Origin of the sequence: Vibrio sp. 10N.286.49.E11 (assembly GCF_041469505.1) — a bacterium.
GTDB lineage: Bacteria > Pseudomonadota > Gammaproteobacteria > Enterobacterales > Vibrionaceae > Vibrio > Vibrio crassostreae_C.
Window position 1 is genome coordinate 19890 of sequence record NZ_JBFRKQ010000077.1, and the last position, 17514, is coordinate 37403.

A 17514-nucleotide genomic window follows, 5' to 3' on the forward strand; every position below is an offset into this window, starting at 1 on the left:
CTATCTTTACAACACACATGGCGCTGATATTCATAACAAATTCAAGTAAGGTAACCAGTTAGTTAACGTATTGGATTCTAAAACTATGGATTGGTTGATTCTATTCTTATCAGGGGTGGTTGGCGGTGTGCTTAACTCCATTGCGGGTGGCGGCAGCTTCATCACTTTCCCTGCTTTGTTATTTGCTGGCGTTCCACCAATAGCAGCCAACGCGACCAATACCTTTGCTTCGTGTGCTGGATACATTAGCGGAGCCTACGCTCTGCGCCACGAAATTCAATCTGGTACTAAGCAGCTAAAACTGACTATAGCTTTATGTGTGATTGGCGGTGGTATCGGGGCATTTTTACTGCTGCACACACCAGAAGCTCTGTTCACTCAATCTGTCCCTTGGCTGTTGCTGTATGCTGCTCTGCTTTTCACGTTTGGCGGCACGCTCAATAAATGGCTTAAACAAGCTACAGCAAAACATAAGCACGCCACTAGCGCAGGCGCATTCTTTTCCGCTTTATTACTTTTGATTGTCTGTATCTACGGTGGGTATTTTAATGCAGGTTTGGGCATTGTGACATTGAGCTATTTGGCGCTGGCTGGTTACACCAACATCAACGTGATGAATGGCATCAAACTGCTCGTGTCCGCGTGTGCTTCCCTCGCAGCGATCGTGTTTTTTATCGTAAATGGTTCGATTAATTGGCCGTCTGGCATGGCTGTATTATTGGGTACATTGGTTGGTGGTTATTATTCAGCAAAAGTCTCTCGCCGCATCCCACAACAATATGTTCGTAATACAGTGATCATCGCGAGTTTCTTAATCACCGCTTACTTTTTCTATAAAAACTAGGTTTTATGCTAAGTCAGTTTGACACTAATTAAACCCGAAACTGAATCTAATTCTAACTGGAAAACACAGCGGGAAAACTGACTCTCGCATTACCTATCTCGCTATTTTATTACTTATAAAATAACCGTGTCGATATGTGTGAGACGAGTCCTTTAATTAGTAAATTTGATAACAATTTAGACTGTTTTTTAGCCTTTATTTTGCCAAAGGTAGGATAATTCTCCTGTCGAAAGTGAGACTTCATTAGGAGGCGTTATGAACACTAAACTCGGTCATGTCATGTCATCAAGTCGACTCATTTGCTTTGTCGCTTTTCTTGCTGCCACATTCGCGTGGATCTTAAAAATGCCCGCTCTGTTTTCTGTGTCAGCGCTATTCTTACTGGTCAGTGCGATCGTTTATGTCACCGATCTTTGGAAGAATCAAAGAAAGAACCGCGAAGCTTAGCCAATTACGGTTTAATCGAACGCATTAAAAAAGGAGCTCATAGGCTCCTTTTGTGTTTTTCGCTTATCTAATTAGGCGTACTAATCGTCGACGCCTTATCTAACGACGCCTTCTTATTAACGACGGAAGTTACGACCGTTACCGCCGCGGCGCTCTTTAAATGCAGACGCAGCTTTAGCTTGAGAAGCGTGGATAGACTCAACCGTTAGTTCCATTGGCTCACGAGGCTCTAGCCCATGGCGGAATGTACGTGAACGCGGAGGCATCTGGTATTCGATGTCCGATGCTTTAGGCATGCGCTTGAAACGGTAAAGGTAGAAGTTTTCAACCTTCTCACGAGCCCATTCGGTTTTCTTCAGGTATTTAACTGCGCTTGCCACTGTAGGCTTAGTGTTAAAGCAGTTCATACGCATTGCCGCATCTAAAATTTCCCAACCATAATGATCCACTAATTCAGTGATCATGGTTTCAAGCTTTAAGCCGTGTAGCGGGTTATTTTGTTGCAGTTCGATTCTTTCTTCTTCAGTCATAACATTACCTTTTTCAAGGCAACTAAAGGCCTTGAATTTACTCTAGAACACCGTCATCACTGACCGCTTCTAGCTCAATCATTTGGGCATTATTTCCATTGCCCTTGTTTATGTCTTTATGATGGCATAAAGCATGTGCGTTATCCTATTTATCTTTTCATTTAATTTTAAAATGGTTATTTAACGTCCAGATCATCATTAACAGCACTTTAGTTAAGCAATAGCGCATACGCTATTAACTGGCAGACGTATTCGATGCGTTAATGAGTAAAAGAGCCTATAAACACGCTTGGTCACTGAATGAGGTGATGGCCTATATAGAAGCAAACACTGGTTCAATGTTTGACCCAGAGTGGGTTGAAGCGCCTAAACAAAACCTAGACAGCTTTATGGCCATTCGAGATCAATACAACGACGATGTACAACCACATATCATGACCGCCTAAGCGATAATTAGTTGTGTGTTTGAAGTGACCATCTAAAAATACGCAAACCAACAAAAAAGGATGCCAGTTGGCATCCTTTTGTTTTCTAGTTTACAGCTAATAAGAACAACAAGGTTCTTAACTGATTCTAACTAACGATTATACGTCGTAAGTTGTAGAAGCAGTATCGCCGCCTGTACCAGTCCAGTTTGTGTGGAAGAATTCACCACGTGGACGGTCAGTACGCTCGTAAGTGTGAGCACCGAAGTAGTCACGTTGAGCTTGAAGCAGGTTCGCTGGTAGACGTGCAGTTGTGTAACCGTCTAGGAAAGATAGCGCAGAAATCGTACATGGCATTGGGATACCAGACTCTAGAGATTTCGCTGCTACTTTACGCCATGCCACTAGGCTGCCTTGTAGGATGTTTTTGAAGTACTCGTCAGAACCTAGGAACGCGATGTCTGGGTTTGCTTCGTACGCATCACGTATGTTGCCTAGGAATGCAGAACGGATGATACAACCACCACGCCACATTAGCGCTACGTTACCGTAGTTTAGGTCCCAGCCGTTTTCGTTCGACGCTTCACGCATTAGCATGAAACCTTGAGCGTAAGAGATGATCTTAGAAGCCAGTAGAGCTTGACGTAGTGCATCAACCCACTCTTGCTTGTCGCCTTCAACTGGAGTGATTGTCTTCTCAAACAAAGCTTCAGCTTCAACACGTTGGTCTTTAAGAGCAGACAGGCAACGAGAGAATACAGACTCAGAGATTAGAGTCAGTGGGATACCTAGGTCTAGTGCGTTGATACCCGTCCACTTACCCGTACCTTTTTGGCCTGCAGTGTCTAGGATCTTCTCAACTAGCGCTTCACCGTCTTCATCTTTGTAGCCAAGGATGTCAGCAGTGATTTCAACTAGGTAGCTGTCTAGCTCAGTCTTGTTCCAGTCAGCGAATACTGCTTGCATCTCGTCAGCAGACATACCTAGGCCATCTTTCATGAACTGGTATGCTTCAGTGATAAGCTGCATGTCACCGTATTCGATGCCGTTGTGTACCATCTTAACGAAGTGACCAGCACCGTCGTTACCAACCCAGTCACAGCAAGGCTCACCAGCGTCAGTTTTTGCCGAGATACCTTGGAAGATTGGCTTAACCGCTTCCCAAGCTTCAGCCGCACCACCTGGCATGATTGAAGGACCGAAACGAGCACCTTCTTCACCACCAGATACACCAGTACCGATGAAGTGGATGCCTTTCTCACGACAATGCGCTACACGACGGTTAGTGTCTGGGTAGTTAGTGTTACCACCATCAATGATGATGTCGCCTTCGTCTAGAAGTGGGATTAGGTTTTCGATGAACGTGTCTACAACGTCACCAGCACGAACCATAAGCATCACTTTACGTGGCGCTTCTAGCTTCTCAACTAGCTCTTCTAGAGAGTAAGCACCAACAATGTTAGTACCTTTAGCTGGGCCTTCTAGGAACTCGTCTACTTTAGCAGCAGTACGGTTATGAGCCACAACTTTGAAGCCGTGGTCGTTCATGTTTAGGATAAGGTTCTGACCCATTACTGCTAGGCCAATTACACCGATATCACCTTTCATTATTTTATCTCCTTGCGGCTATTCGCACTTATGCGATAGCACTTGCTGCATTTGAATCTAGGAACCACTCTGTTTCGCCAGTTTTAGACTGGATTTTCGCTGCCGGGTAAGGCAGTTCTGAAGCAGGAGTTGTATGAATTTCTTTAACGATCTCAACTTTACCTGCACCCAGTACTAGGTAGCTGATTCGTTTTGCTGCTTCTAAAACTTTCGCTGTTTTAGAAACACGGATTTGACCAGACTCAGGGTGAGAAGCTAATACAGATAGGTTCTCATCTTGGTAGTTGGTTGCACCTGGGAATAGTGAAGCTGTGTGGCCGTCTGCGCCAACACCAAGCAGAATCCAATCGAATACAGGCGTGCCGTTTTCTGTTGGGATTACGTCTGCCATCTCTTTTGCGAAACGCTCTGCTTCTGCTTTTGGTTCATCTTCACCACGGATGCGGTGGATGTTTTCAGAAGGAAGGTTTACTTGAGTAAACTCTTTTAGTTTTGAAAATAAGAGCGCGTTTGCTTCACCGAAATTGCTTTCAGCGTCGTCTGGTACAACGCAACGTTCGTCGCCCCACCAGAAGTGAAGGTTATTCCATTGAATACCTTCCGCGTATGGCGCCTGTGCTAAAAGTTTGAAAAGCATTTTTGGCGTGCTGCCACCAGACAGTGAAATGTGAACAGGTTTGCCCTGCTCGCTGTATGCTTTCATTTCATTTGCTAGGTTTTCAACAACCAGTTCAGGCGTTGCAAAGATCTTGTGATTGATCATAGTTCGCAGTAATCCGTGTCTGTTAAGTTTTTGCATGGGAAACGCCATGCGCGGCCATCACGTTGCAGAAGTTCATCTGCTTCCTGTGGGCCCCAAGTACCACAAGCATAGCCAAACAGTGCTTGAGGATCTTGCTTGAAGTCTAAGATTGGTTGAACGTACTTCCAACATGCTTCTACCGCATCGGTACGTGCAAACAGAGTCGCATCACCGTTCAGTGCATCAAGAAGAAGACGCTCATAAGCCGTCAGCATCTGAGTTTCAGGCAAGTCAGAGTAAGAGAAGTTCATTTTCACTTCTTTTGCTTTGAAGCCTGCGCCTGGCTCTTTCAAACCAAAGCTCATCTGAATACCTTCATCCGGTTGGATGCGGATAATCAGCTTGTTCTCTGGTGCATCTTGACCAAATACTGGGTGTGGCGTGTTCTTAAAGTGAATCACGATTTCAGTCACACGTGTTGGTAAGCGTTTACCTGTACGTACGTAGAAAGGAACACCATTCCAACGCCAGTTATTGATGTGAGCTTTCAAGCCGATGTAAGTCTCGGTACGAGAATCATCCGCTACACCATGCTCTTCACGGTAACCTAGTAGGTGCTGACCACGAACATCTGATGCTGTGTACTGACCTAATACTAAGTCTTTACGCAGATCATCTTCTTCTAATGGTTTCAGACACTGAAGCACTTTAACCACTTCATCACGAATAGAATCAGCGTTAATTTGTGCAGGCGGCTCCATACCTACCATCGCTAGCACTTGCAGCAGGTGGTTTTGGAACATGTCGCGAACTGCGCCAGAACCGTCGTAGTATCCGCCACGCTCTTCAACGCCAAGGAACTCAGCACCTGTGATTTCAACGTATTCAATGAAGTTACGGTTCCACAGTGGTTCAAACATCGCGTTTGAGAAACGAAGCACTAGAAGGTTTTGAACCGTCTCTTTACCAAGGTAATGGTCGATACGGTAGATCTGGTGTTCTTGGAAGTGATGATGGATCTCTTCATCCAACGCTTGAGCTGATGCTAAGTCGTAACCAAATGGTTTTTCGATGATCAGACGACGCCAGCCGTTCGATTCATCGTTAAGGCCATGCGCAGCAAGGTTTGCTGGAATCACACCGTATAGGCTTGGCGGGGTTGCCAAGTAGAACAATGTGTTATGGTTTTCGAATTGGTAGTCTTGCTCAAGCTTGTCTAGACGTTGTGCTAAACGAGCATAGTCGTCTACATCTGAAGTATTGATCGCTTGGTAATGCAGATGTTCAATAAATGCATTCAGCGTCTCTGGTTCAGTTTTTTCCATTTCCTGAAGAGACTTCTTCAGCTTCTCACGGTAAGACTCATCGCTGTACTCAGTACGGCTCACTCCAAGAATCGCAAAGGATTCTGGTAGTTGATTGCTAGCATACAGGTGGTATAGAGCAGGAATTAACTTGCGGTAAGTTAGATCTCCCGACGCACCAAAAATAACGATGCTGCTGTTTTCAGGTATTACCATCATCTTTCCTATAAAAACAAGGTTTTTAGTATTCGCCAAAGGTATCAGCGACATACGAAAATAGATAATAGGTCTTAACTATTACATCAATAGTAAGCGCCTATTAAATTTGAGAATGCGTTTGGTAAACGAGGGTGAAAGCTATCACCTCTATTCGGGACAGTATTGTCTATGACTATTTGATTTACATCAACCACTGTGAAAGCAATCGATTAAATATTGACTCATTTCGAACAAATTCTAATCGATAGTTCCGTTCATTTGACCCGAGGGAGAAGCAAATCGGCATTCTCAAACAGTGTAGTCAAGAAAGAACGGTATCTGGTCGGTGGAGTGAGCAATAGGAAAGGGAGAAAAAGGTAAAACCAGCTTATTCAACTGGCTTTATATTTATTTTGATGGTGTCGTGTTTATCTTTGCGCTTTGTTGTAGCAGCGCTCCGGACGCCCCACGGTACCGTAATTTAAGTCTGCGACTAACTCACCAGTGGTAATCAAAAATTCTAAATAGCGTCTAGCGGTGGTTCGGCTAGCACCAATTCGTTCTCCGGCTTCATCGGCGGTAATATTAACGGCATCAGCTTGTTGAAAAATGGCTCTGATCTTATCCAACGTTACGCCATCAATGCCTTTGGGTAAGGTGGATACTTTTCCAGAGTCCGCTTTGGCATTGGCTTGCAGCATCTTATCAACCAAACCTTGATTCAAATCCGACACACTTTCAAACTCTTGCTGTTGAGATTGATACTTTTTCAGCGCCGCTTCCAAACGAGGGAACATTACTGGTTTCAATAGATAATCGACCACCCCACCACGCATTGCTTGCTGCAGCGTATCGACATCCCGAGCAGCAGTAATCAAGATAACGTCGCAGCCTTGATTGCTCCCTCTTACGTGATTAAGAATATCGAGCCCACACCCGTCCGGCAGATACACATCCAATAACACCAAATTCGGTTTTAAGATGTCCAGTTGCATGAGCGCTTCAGACTGTGTAGTGGCAATGCCGACCACGTCAAAGCCACCCATCTGTTCTAAATAACGATGGTGTAGCTCTGCAATCGCAATATCATCTTCAATGACCATGACTCTCGTGATTGCGTTCATTTATGTTCTTCCTTTAACCATGCTTTTTCCGTCACAATGATCTTCACAAGATCGCTTCGTGCTTAATTATTATTGTTCTTCTTTTGGCAAATAAACCGTCATTCGCGTGCCAAAATCTTGGTTGTCGACCATTTCAAGCTGCCCTTGATATCGGTCTGCCAGCTGCTTTATCAGATACAAACCCACACCACGATTTTGCTTCGCTTTGCTCGATACGCCTTTTTCGGTAAGTGCTTTGGTCGCCAACTCTTTCGGCAAACCGCACCCTTTGTCTTCTACTTCTACGATAATTTCATTACCAAAATCACTGATTGAAACTTCAATAACCCGACGCGCTGGCGCAATTTGACCCTCTTGCTTAATCGCCGTCATGGTGGCGTCAAAGGCGTTATCAATCAGGTTGCCAAGAATTGTGACAACGTCATCCGCGTTTAACCAGCTAGGCAGAGCTTCAAGCCTTGATCCCTCTTCCACTTTAAGCTCTAACCCAATCTCTCGAGCTCGCTCTGTTTTGCCTAAAAGCATGCCTGCAATAAGAGGGTCTTTCACCGTCTCTCTTAAGAACTCAATTAAGCTCTGGTAATGAGCGGTTTCTTGACCAATCAATTGTTGAACAGAGTCCAGCTCGCCCATCTGAATCAAGCCACTGATGGTGTTGAGCTTGTTTTGATGCTCGTGGGTTTGTGAACGCAATAGATCAGCATACTCTTTGGTTTGTGAGAGCTGGTCTGTTAAATCGTTGATTTCATCTCGTAATCGGAAACTCGATACCGCCCCGACCACCTCACCTGCCACTATAATCGGGCTTCGGTTAGCAATGATTCGCTTATTGTTTAAATACAACTCAACATCGTGGTCGGTGTCGCCGGTTGATAGCAGTTGTTCTAAATCACTGCCTGGCAATACATCAGAAAGGCGCTGTTGATTGAGTGCTTTATCCCTGTCTATCGATAAAATATCGCAGGCACTCTTATTAATTGAACGTAAAATGCCGTGCTTATCGATGCTCAGAATGCCCTCTTTCACGGTACTCATGGTTACATCTAGCTCAACATACAACCGGCCTATCTCTTCAGGCTCAAAGCCCAAAATAGCGCGTTGAAAACGGCGAGATACATAACTCGAAATCAAAGCGTTGACCGCAACCACCAGCAACGCCATCACAATCAAAAAGGCTAAGTAAGGTTCGATTCGATCTTGCAACGAATCCAATAAGTAACCAACTGACACCACACCAATAACGGTACCTTGGGTGTCTTTTACCGCGGATTTACCACGAACTGAAAAACCCAGCGATCCTTTGGCTGTCGACACATAAGACTCGCCCAATACCAATGCTTTTTGGTTATCGCCACCACGCATGGGTTTGCCGAGCCTGTCATCGTAAGGGTGAATCAGGCGGATACCTTTATCATCTCCAACAACGATAAACGCCGCGCCAATGAGCTGAGTAAGGTTACGAAATTTAACTTGGGTTTTTTCAGACAAAACGTAGGGAACGCCATCAGGGTCCAACGTTCCATTTTCTTGAATAATGCTGGTGACAAGTGGCGATTCAGATAGAAATTCAGCAACACCTAACGCTTTCAAACCCATCTCTTGTTCTTGAGATTGTTTGATGTAGTAAAAACCAGCCGCTGCAAGAATCAAAAGTTCAACGAGGCCAGTGACCGTCATGATAATCAGTAACCTTTTACGGAAACTGATACTGCTCCATTTCATATTCCACCGTCCCTAGTGTTAGACGATCAATGTTAACACCAAGTTAATCGCATGACCTTTCTAGGGACGTGAATTTGTGACTGCTACTCAACTAAATAATTGAGCAGATTGTTAATTGATAATCCTTTACGTTGTTCATCTCGATTAATCGTTCATTTTTAGGACTGATTAGATTAAAAACCAAAATAAACGAATAAATATTGAGCTAGATCACTAAGCTTTTAGGTGTTTTTTAGGTTGTTTAAAATAAATACAATTATAATGGTTGCATATGATGAAGTTTATTGTTGCTAAGCCATAGGTCATGATTTTCAGACCGCGCTTTGAATCGAAACTTCGATTAACAAAATAGCAACAACCCTTCGCTCGCTGGACGTATCTATAACTAAAAGTTGCACGCTCGCCGTTACGAATGATGAACAAACGGATTAAGTATTCTCCCCTATTCATCCATCGCTATTTCAAACTCGGCTAGCCAGACAACGAAGAGGTGACTGATAAAAGCATCACCCAATAATAAAACATTGATGAGCAGGAAGTATCGATCAGTGGCAACGTCCAATAGAAACAGGATAACAAACATAACGTATAAACATTGTTGAAAAGGAAACAAGGCAATGAAACGCGATAACTTTGGAATTTGTCTTACTAAGACTATGCTGTTCAAACACTTACAATCGACTTTTACTCACGTAAGAGCCTATGAGAAAGATGGCACCTCCCCACTCGATCTCAAGGTATTGTTAGCATTCCCGCAAATGTCAGGGAGAGATTTATTACAAACAATGCAAGGTTCAAGACAATTGGTATGGCGCGCCGATCACCATTGTCCTAGCTTTAAATAAGCCACTTCATTTTGTAAAAACACTTCTATACTGAACTTAAAGAGCACGCTTATGCGTGCTTTTTAAGTTTCATTTATCTTTGATATTCACGTCACTCAATCTTATTTACACTTGTTTAACGAGTTATGAAAATTTCTATTCATATGAGACAATCTATTCAAGACAAATGACTATCGCCCTGTTAACATTAGAGTTAATACTCTAATTGGTATTTAATGCAGATGACCAAACCAAAATTCCGATACCTTGCGATCGCCAGTATGCTTCTCGGCACTATGGCTTCGCCAGGCTATGCAGCTCCGCTCACTTTTTCTGAAGCGTGGCAAATATTGCAAGAAAACAACAACTCACTTGCGGCTCAACAAGCCAACGTTGAACGTTATCAACACCTTCAGAACTCAACAAGTAGCCTTAATCTACCTTCTATTACCTTAGGGGCTAACTACACGCACCTTGATAGTGATGTGACGATTAATGGTGAACAGTTCGGTGACAGCTTAAGCGGCGTAAATCCAGCATTTGCTCCCTTCTTAGCTCAGTTAGGTGGCATCACCTCTACCATTACCGAACAAGACATCTTTAGCTCTTCCATTCGTGCTGTGTGGCCTATCTTCACTGGTGGTCGAATAACCGCTGCGCAAAATGCGGCTGAAGGTAAAAGCGAAGAAGCGCAAAGCCAACTGTTGATGGAGAAACAAGCTCGCTACGAAGACTTAAGTAAGTATTACTTCTCGGTGATCTTAGCGGAAGACGTGGTGAGAACGCGTCAAGCCGTTGAAGCAGGCTTAACTCAGCATCGTGATTTCGCCATCAAGCTTGAACAGCAAGGACAAATCGCCCGAGTAGAACGCCTACAAGCCGATGCTTCTTTAGATAAAGCGATTGTAGAGCGCACGAAAGCTCAGAACGATCTTAAAATTGCGCAATTGGCGTTGACCCAAATCCTTGGTCAAAATGAAAGTGTAGAACCCTCTGAACAACTGTTTATCAATAAGAACCTGCCTCATATGGACGTGTTCATTGACCAGACACTCATGACCTACCCCGGCCTTAAGATTCTTGATGCAAAAGAGAAACAAGCAAGCAGCTTAATTAAAGCCGAGAAAGGTAAATACTACCCAGAGGTTTACCTTTATGGTGATTACAGCCTGTATGAAGATGACTCTCTAGCCAGTGAAATGAAACCCGATTGGTTGGTTGGCATTGGTGTGAATGTGCCACTGCTTGATACCTCTGGCCGTTCCGACAAAGTCGCTGCGGCTCACAGTGCCGTATCACAGGTTCAATTCCTTAAGTCACAAGCTAAGCAAGACTTAACCGTGTTGGTACAAAAGACTTACCTTGAAGCAAACCAAGCCATTGAAGAGGTTCAAGGCCTAAACTCGAGCTTGTCTTTAGCTCAGGAAAACCTATTACTTCGTAAAAAAGCCTTCACACAAGGGTTATCTAACTCATTAGAAGTGGTTGATGCCGAGCTTTATCTTGCGAGCATTAAAACCCAGCAATCTGCTGCTCGCTTCAAATACCTAATCTCTCTCAACAAGCTGTTAGCGCTAACCAGCGAAATGAATGCTTACTCCAGTTACTTAACCTCCTCTGTTCCGTCTGATTTCGACTCAAAAACAGACACCGTTAGCCAGTCAAAAGGATAATTCATGAAACCTATTAAGCCCCTTCTTCTATCTTTAGTTGGTATCGGCGTTATTGGCTGGGTCGGATACAGTTTCTATCAAGCTTATCAACCTCAGCCGGTTAAGCTTCAAGGTCAAATCGATGTGCAGCAATACAGCATCTCATCGAAAGTACCTGGCAGAATTGATGAAATATTCGTGCGCAAAGGCGATTCGGTTGAAAAAGGCGAATTGATCTTCTCTCTACTAAGCCCTGAGATTGATGCGAAGCTAGAGCAAGCAAAAGCTGGTCAGAAAGCCGCTGGTGCATTAGCACAAGAAGCAGAGAATGGCGCGCGTACTCAACAGATCCAAGCGGCTAAAGACCAATGGTTGAAAGCCAAAGCAGCTGCCGATCTGATGGACAAAACCTACCAACGTGTAAACAACCTTTACAACGATGGTGTGGTTGCCGAGCAGAAGCGTGATGAAGCCAAAACACAGTGGCAAGCGGCGAAGTACACCGAAAGCGCTGCATTCCAAATGTATCAATTAGCGCAAGAAGGTGCGCGTGACGAAACCAAAGTGGCCGCCGCTCAAAAAGCGTTAATGGCAGCGGGTGCGGTAGCGGAAGTTGAAGCTTACGCAAAAGACACACAGATCCACAGCTGGTTTAATGGCGAAGTCTCTCAGGTTCTATTGAGCAGTGGAGAACTTGCACCACAAGGCTTCCCTGTTGTGACTGTTATCGACACCAAGGATGCTTGGGCTGTGCTCAATGTTCGTGAAGACATGCTTAAGCATTTCGAGAAAGGCAGCCAGTTTGAGGCGTACCTACCGGCTCTGGATAAATCATTAACTTTCCAAGTAACTCACATCGCCGTAATGGGTGATTTCGCAACTTGGCGCTCAACAGACGCAGCACAAGGCTTCGATTTACGTACTTTTGAAGTAGAAGCACACCCTGTCGATACGAGCGAAACACTGCGTATGGGCATGAGCCTAGTGGTTGAGCTTTAGGTGACTTATGTCTGCTAACTCTCAATATACTGGATCGCAATCTAGAGGCTCGCAATCAACTGAGCATCATAGAGCGAAGAATACCTTGCTTCGGCAGTGGGCGATTGTCCGCAAAGACAAATGGTTGTTGTCTTGCCTAACTTGGATTCCTTTGCTGCTTGCTGCCAGTATCTGGCTGATTTTTTCACAAGGGATCGCTCGTGACTTACCGGTCGCAGTTGTCGACCTTGAGCACAGTCAAATCTCGCAACAGTTCACACGCCTTGTTGATGCGTCACCAACGCTGCAAGTCACTCAGAAATACAGCTCTGCGAGTGATGCGGCGAAAGCGATGATCGAACGTGATATCTATGGTTATGTTGTGATACCAAGGCACTTCGACCGAGACCTTCTGCTCGGCTTGAATCCGCAAGTGTCTGTATTCTATAACAGCCAATTTATCTTAATCGGTAAGCTGGTGAACTCTGCCTTGCTGCAGGCTCAAGGGACTTTTAACGCGCAACTTGAAGTCGTGAAACAGCTGTCACACGGTGATACCACGGTGCAATCCGCATTAGGCCAAGCAGTAACGGTACAAAGCCAGATCACGCCGCTGTTCAACAAGAACACCAGTTATGCACAGTTCTTGGTGTCTGCGGTTATTCCTGCACTGTGGCAGATCATGATTGTGGTGGGCACGATATTGGTTTTGACGGCGAACGTTAGAGCTCGTGGGCTTCACGCTTGGTTATCCAACGCCCCTATGAAGTCACTCGCATCAACATTAACGCCCTACCTTGTCTTGTTTTTGATGTTTGGTATCGCGTTTAGTTTTTGGTTCTATGTGCTCTTAGACTGGCCATTTAACGGCAGCTTTGTGGCATTGACTATTGCCCAACTGCTAACCGTGATCAGTTGTATCATTATGGGTTGTTTGTTTTTCTTCTTAACACTTGATCCAGCAAGGGCGATGAGTTTCGCTGGCGCATTTACGGCACCAAGCTTTGCGTTCATGGGTATTACCTTTCCAGTAACAGACATGAACACAGCTGCTCAAATTTGGAGAAGCTTATTGCCCGTGAGTCATTACATCGAAGTACAAACGGCGCAGTCTAGTTATGGTGTGAGCGCAGCACAGTCTTTGATCAGCCTCTCTTCTATGTTGTGGTACGCGGTTCCTGCTTTGGTGGTGATGTTGTTAATTAAGAAACACTTGGCGCAATCAACTCTAACTGCGCAATCAGATCCATCTACAAAAGCAGCTATGTCAGCAAAAGCAGCTTTATCTGCAAAAACAACGCCGTCAACACAGCCAGAAGCATCAGCACAACAAGGAGTAAAACGATGAGCTTTACTCAACTGCTCAAACAAGAACTCTTAGAGGTACTGCGTAACCCTGTCGTGCTTCTTACGGTATTTGGTGGTGTGGTCTTCTATTCATTCTTGTATCCATTGCCTTACGCGAACCAAGTTCCTCAACAACTGAAAGCCTCGGTTGTGAACTTGGATAAGAGTCAAAGCAGCTACCAATTAGAACGAATGGTCGATGCAACCTCTCAAATCGAATTGGTCCGTCGAGACTCCACCATCGCCGATGCTAAACAAGCCGTGCTTAACCAAGAGATTGGCGGCTTCCTTGTCATTCCAGAAGATTTCTATAAAGACTTGCTGCTCGGTAAGAGCCCGACACTTTCTTACGCTGGTGATGCTTCTTACTTTTTGGTCTACGGAACCATTGTTGAAGGGCTTGCCAAGGCTGGTGGCACGTTAGCTGCGCAAGTTAAGGTCAGCCATTTGTTAGTCGAAGGTGTGCCTTTAGAATCGGCAGCCAAAGGCTACAGTGCATTCAGCTTGAACCTGAAACCAACGTTTAATAGTCGCATGGGATACATCGATTACGTGGTTCCAGCCGTCTTTGTTTTGATCCTGCAACAAACTTTAGCCATGGCTTCTGGTTTAGTTGGCGCGACCCAAAATGCTCAATCAACGTTTGGCTACTGGAGTAAAACCTCTCCAGAGAAACTGATGCTTGCCCGCTGTTGTACCTTAGTCGGCATTTATTACCTGTTGTCGATGTATTACTTCGGCGCTAGCTTTTCGATGTATGGGATAAACCAGCTCGCCTCAACAACACAGATCTTAACCTTACTTCTGCCCTTCTTACTGGCCAGCTGTTTGATCGGGATTTTTATTGGTGAGTTAGTACCACGAAGAGAACTAGTCACGGTTGTAGTGTTAATCAGTTCAATGCCACTGATCTTCTCTTCAGGTTTTATCTGGCCGGTTGAAATGATGCCTGAATGGTTAGTTCTGTTATCACAGCTATTCCCAAGCACACCGGCTATCCAAGGCTTCTTAGCACTTAATCAGATGGGTGCATCTTGGCAAGAAGTGGCGTCTCAATGGACATTACTCTGGGGACAAGTTTTGCTGTGGGGTTCATTATTGGCACTTAAGCTCTACCACAAATCCAGTAAAGGCACAGTTGGCAATAGCAATAGTCATCGGGCCGTTTAGTTTTATGTTCTAGCGGAAAGTACTCATGCTTTCCGCTAGAACATAAAAGCTCTGATAAAGGGCTTTTTTAATATCCTCAGATCCAAAGACACCTTCAGCCTTCGAATGTTTAAACACCGCCAAAACATATCGAATACTCGAACTCTCCTACGTTCCCTCTATGTCCCCCCTATGCCCCTACAGCCCATCACTCTGAATTCTCCTTCACCCGTCCCTAAAACAACTACTGCATATACTTTTCTCAGCCTACAAAGCACCGACTTATTCCCAAATGATGACAAAACCCGAACAATTGTAAATTTATTGTAAAAATTTCTTTGTTGGCATTATTTTTATGTATAGGATTATCAGTAGGACTTGGTAGCCCGAATACCATAGTCTTATTGGTGCACATACCAAAAAGATATCCATACAAAGCAAGATCAGTACTTATATTTATTTCGTTTTTCGACCTAGCTACAGCCGTTTATGTTGCCGTCGAATGAAGTAGATAAACCACTGAGATATACAAATCAAATAGAAAACAAACACAACAGCAACAAACATAATTTATTAAAAAGACAGGGAAAACCATGAAAAACATACGTGAATTATTTTTTGGGTTTATATTATTGTTTAGTTCCAGTGCATTTGCAGAAGAAGGATCATTTAACCAAGCTATCAGCAACTTAAGTCAAAGTGTTGATGGGTTTTTCAACGACTACACAGGATGGTTCGTTGGACTCATATTTAAAAGTGTACCGGTTGGCGAAGCCAACTTCCCTATTATTGTTGGCTGGTTATTACTCGCTGCGTTGATCTTTACTGTTTACTTTGGCTTCGTTCAATTTAAGCGAGTCGGCATGGCTGTAGATATCATTAGAGGCAAGTACACAGACCCTAACTCAATAGAAGACGGCGAAGTTTCCCATTTTCAAGCTTTAGCTACTGCCCTTTCTGGAACCGTCGGGCTTGGTAACATTGCCGGTGTGGGTGCTGCACTTGCGATTGGTGGCCCTGGCGCGACATTCTGGATGATCTTGTGTGGCCTTCTGGGTATGGCTTCTAAGTTCTGTGAGTGTACCTTAGGTGTGAAATACCGAACTATCCTACCTTCAGGTGTTGTTTCGGGTGGTCCAATGTACTACCTAAGCCAAGGTCTGGGTGAAAGAGGTTTAGGCGGACTAGGTAAAGTGCTCGCTATTGGTTTCGCATTAATGTGTATTTTAGGCGCATTAGGCGGCGGTAACATGTTCCAAGCTAACCAAGCACACGCCATGTTAACTTACGCATTTGATGTACCAAGTGAATACGGTGTGATCACTGGCCTTGTACTTGCCTCTTTAGTTTTCTCTGTGATTGTTGGTGGTATGCCTTCTATCGCATCGGTAACAGAAAAAGTTGTTCCTTGGATGGCTGCTCTGTATATCGGTATGGCTCTGATTGTTATCGGTTCTAACCTTGATCAAGTTGGCCCTGCGTTCAGCGCAATCTTTACAGGTGCATTTACTGGTGAAGGTGTTGTTGGTGGATTTATTGGTGCGCTAATTCAAGGCTTGAAACGTGCAACATTCTCGAACGAAGCAGGTGTAGGTTCAGCAGCTATCGCTCACTCAGCGGTTAAAACAAAAGAACCAATCACCGAAGGTCTAGTATCACTATTAGAACCGTTCGTTGATACGGTAATCATTTGTACAATGACCGCATTGGTTATCACTATCGCTGGTTTAAACGTAGGTCCATTCGATGGCTCTGGTTTAACGGGTGTAACGCTGACTGCTGCATCGTTTACTGAAACGGCAGAAGTGTTCAAATACACACTCGCTCTCGCAGTAATCATGTTTGCGTTTTCTACCATGATCTCTTGGTCGTACTACGGTCTTAAAGCTTGGACTTACCTATTTGGTGAAGGCAAAACAACGGAGCTGATTTTCAAAGTGATGTTCTGTGTGTTTGTTGTTATTGGTGCCACGATTCAATTTGGTGCGGTAATCGACTTCTCTGATGCGGCTATCTTTGCGATGTCTATCTTCAACATTCTTGGTCTGTACTTCTTGATGCCAGTTGTGAAGAAAGAACTGCAATCGTTTGTTGCTCGTGTGAAATCAGGCGAAATCAAAACGTATGAGAAATAACGTTTAGTGGAATGAGGTTTTGCTCTAGTAGCTAACTGCATTCTAAGAAACGACACAGCTCTAAAAACGAAACTGTTCTAAAAATTTTTGTAAGACCCTTTGCTTGAGAAAGCGAGAACAGGACTGCAACTTATCCAAAATCCCTACCAGCTTGGCTTGTGGGGATTTTTTATGTCTGAACGATTAGGCGAATAACTACCTTCAATGCCCTGCTCACTCTTTTCACCCTTTTCACTCTGTTCATCATCGTGTTCAACATCGACACGACGAACCAACTCTTCTACTTTGATCATCTCTTTTTGCGCTAATGGCGAGCGACAATCATCGAAACAATAAGCTATGGTGCAGTTCTCACAAAGATACTCTGGCATCACTCCATCCCTTGTCGTCAAAGCAGCCAAATGCGAGCTAGCAATCGACTGCGTGTTCATCCTGAACAACACTATTATGCAGCGACTCTGAGCTGAAAATATGTATGCAAAGTC

Annotated in this window: 15 protein-coding genes and 1 pseudogene; 9 read left to right on the top strand and 7 right to left on the bottom strand. The window is 44.3% G+C overall.

Translation table 11 applies throughout. The features are described from left to right. Window positions 1-85: 85 nt before the first annotated feature. Both AB4167_RS18095 and AB4167_RS18100 read left to right on the top strand, forming a co-directional pair. Window positions 86-844, top strand: a complete 759-nt coding sequence (locus tag AB4167_RS18095) for a sulfite exporter TauE/SafE family protein (RefSeq protein ID WP_229648233.1) — start codon at window positions 86-88, stop codon at window positions 842-844. A 255-nt stretch (window positions 845-1099) separates the two neighbouring features. After that, on the top strand, window positions 1100-1291 hold the full coding sequence (locus tag AB4167_RS18100; protein WP_017059711.1) for a hypothetical protein: 192 nt from the start codon (window positions 1100-1102) through the stop codon (window positions 1289-1291). Between the two features lie 116 nt (window positions 1292-1407). Here the strand turns inward: AB4167_RS18100 and AB4167_RS18105 are convergent, their stop codons facing one another. Next, on the bottom strand, window positions 1408-1821 hold the full coding sequence (locus AB4167_RS18105) for a VF530 family DNA-binding protein (protein WP_010438513.1): 414 nt from the start codon (window positions 1819-1821) through the stop codon (window positions 1408-1410). 239 nt (window positions 1822-2060) lie between these two features. Between AB4167_RS18105 and AB4167_RS18110 the strand changes: the two are divergent. Then, window positions 2061-2267, top strand: a pseudogene (locus AB4167_RS18110) (metal-dependent phosphohydrolase); the annotation flags it as partial. A gap of 138 nt (window positions 2268-2405) precedes the next feature. On the opposite strand, the gene gnd reads toward AB4167_RS18110, so the two are convergent. The 5 genes from gnd to AB4167_RS18135 form a co-directional block, all read right to left on the bottom strand. Next, complete coding sequence (gnd, locus tag AB4167_RS18115; protein WP_017059712.1) at window positions 2406-3854, bottom strand: decarboxylating NADP(+)-dependent phosphogluconate dehydrogenase; 1449 nt, start codon at window positions 3852-3854, stop codon at window positions 2406-2408. A gap of 28 nt (window positions 3855-3882) precedes the next feature. Beyond that, complete coding sequence (gene pgl, locus AB4167_RS18120; RefSeq protein ID WP_372136881.1) at window positions 3883-4617, bottom strand: 6-phosphogluconolactonase; 735 nt, start codon at window positions 4615-4617, stop codon at window positions 3883-3885. Beyond that, window positions 4614-6116: a glucose-6-phosphate dehydrogenase gene (zwf, locus tag AB4167_RS18125; RefSeq protein ID WP_017059714.1), complete on the bottom strand. Its 1503-nt coding sequence runs from the start codon at window positions 6114-6116 to the stop codon at window positions 4614-4616. Before zwf ends, pgl begins: the two co-directional genes overlap by 4 nt. Before the next feature lie 410 nt (window positions 6117-6526). Then, on the bottom strand, window positions 6527-7222 hold the full coding sequence (locus tag AB4167_RS18130) for a response regulator (protein ID WP_017069356.1): 696 nt from the start codon (window positions 7220-7222) through the stop codon (window positions 6527-6529). A gap of 69 nt (window positions 7223-7291) precedes the next feature. Continuing rightward, on the bottom strand, window positions 7292-8944 hold the full coding sequence (locus AB4167_RS18135) for an ATP-binding protein (protein WP_372136874.1): 1653 nt from the start codon (window positions 8942-8944) through the stop codon (window positions 7292-7294). A 617-nt stretch (window positions 8945-9561) separates the two neighbouring features. On the opposite strand from AB4167_RS18135, the gene AB4167_RS18140 reads away from it, so the two are divergent. The 6 genes from AB4167_RS18140 to AB4167_RS18165 all read left to right on the top strand — a co-directional run bounded on the left by AB4167_RS18140 (window position 9562) and on the right by AB4167_RS18165 (window position 17029). Continuing rightward, window positions 9562-9789 carry a hypothetical protein gene (locus tag AB4167_RS18140; protein ID WP_009846577.1) on the top strand — a complete coding sequence of 76 codons (228 nt, stop codon included), beginning with the start codon at window positions 9562-9564 and terminating at the stop codon, window positions 9787-9789. A 215-nt stretch (window positions 9790-10004) separates the two neighbouring features. Next, window positions 10005-11441, top strand: a complete 1437-nt coding sequence (locus tag AB4167_RS18145; protein WP_017059718.1) for a TolC family protein — start codon at window positions 10005-10007, stop codon at window positions 11439-11441. A 3-nt stretch (window positions 11442-11444) separates the two neighbouring features. Beyond that, window positions 11445-12419, top strand: coding sequence for an HlyD family secretion protein (locus AB4167_RS18150; RefSeq protein WP_017070946.1), 975 nt, complete (start codon window positions 11445-11447; stop codon window positions 12417-12419). A gap of 7 nt (window positions 12420-12426) precedes the next feature. Beyond that, window positions 12427-13746 (top strand): ABC transporter permease, encoded by a 1320-nt coding sequence (locus AB4167_RS18155; RefSeq protein ID WP_372136875.1) that lies wholly within the window; start codon window positions 12427-12429, stop codon window positions 13744-13746. Next, window positions 13743-14915 carry an ABC transporter permease gene (locus AB4167_RS18160; RefSeq protein WP_372136876.1) on the top strand — a complete coding sequence of 391 codons (1173 nt, stop codon included), beginning with the start codon at window positions 13743-13745 and terminating at the stop codon, window positions 14913-14915. The genes AB4167_RS18155 and AB4167_RS18160 overlap by 4 nt, the downstream gene beginning before the upstream one ends. A gap of 572 nt (window positions 14916-15487) precedes the next feature. Continuing rightward, the gene (locus tag AB4167_RS18165) at window positions 15488-17029 is read left to right on the top strand and encodes a sodium:alanine symporter family protein (protein WP_017063800.1); all 1542 of its coding nucleotides are present in this window, start codon (window positions 15488-15490) and stop codon (window positions 17027-17029) included. A gap of 143 nt (window positions 17030-17172) precedes the next feature. Here the strand turns inward: AB4167_RS18165 and AB4167_RS18170 are convergent, their stop codons facing one another. Beyond that, window positions 17173-17400 carry a hypothetical protein gene (locus tag AB4167_RS18170; protein WP_065584878.1) on the bottom strand — a complete coding sequence of 76 codons (228 nt, stop codon included), beginning with the start codon at window positions 17398-17400 and terminating at the stop codon, window positions 17173-17175. Between the last annotated feature and the right edge of the window lie 114 nt (window positions 17401-17514).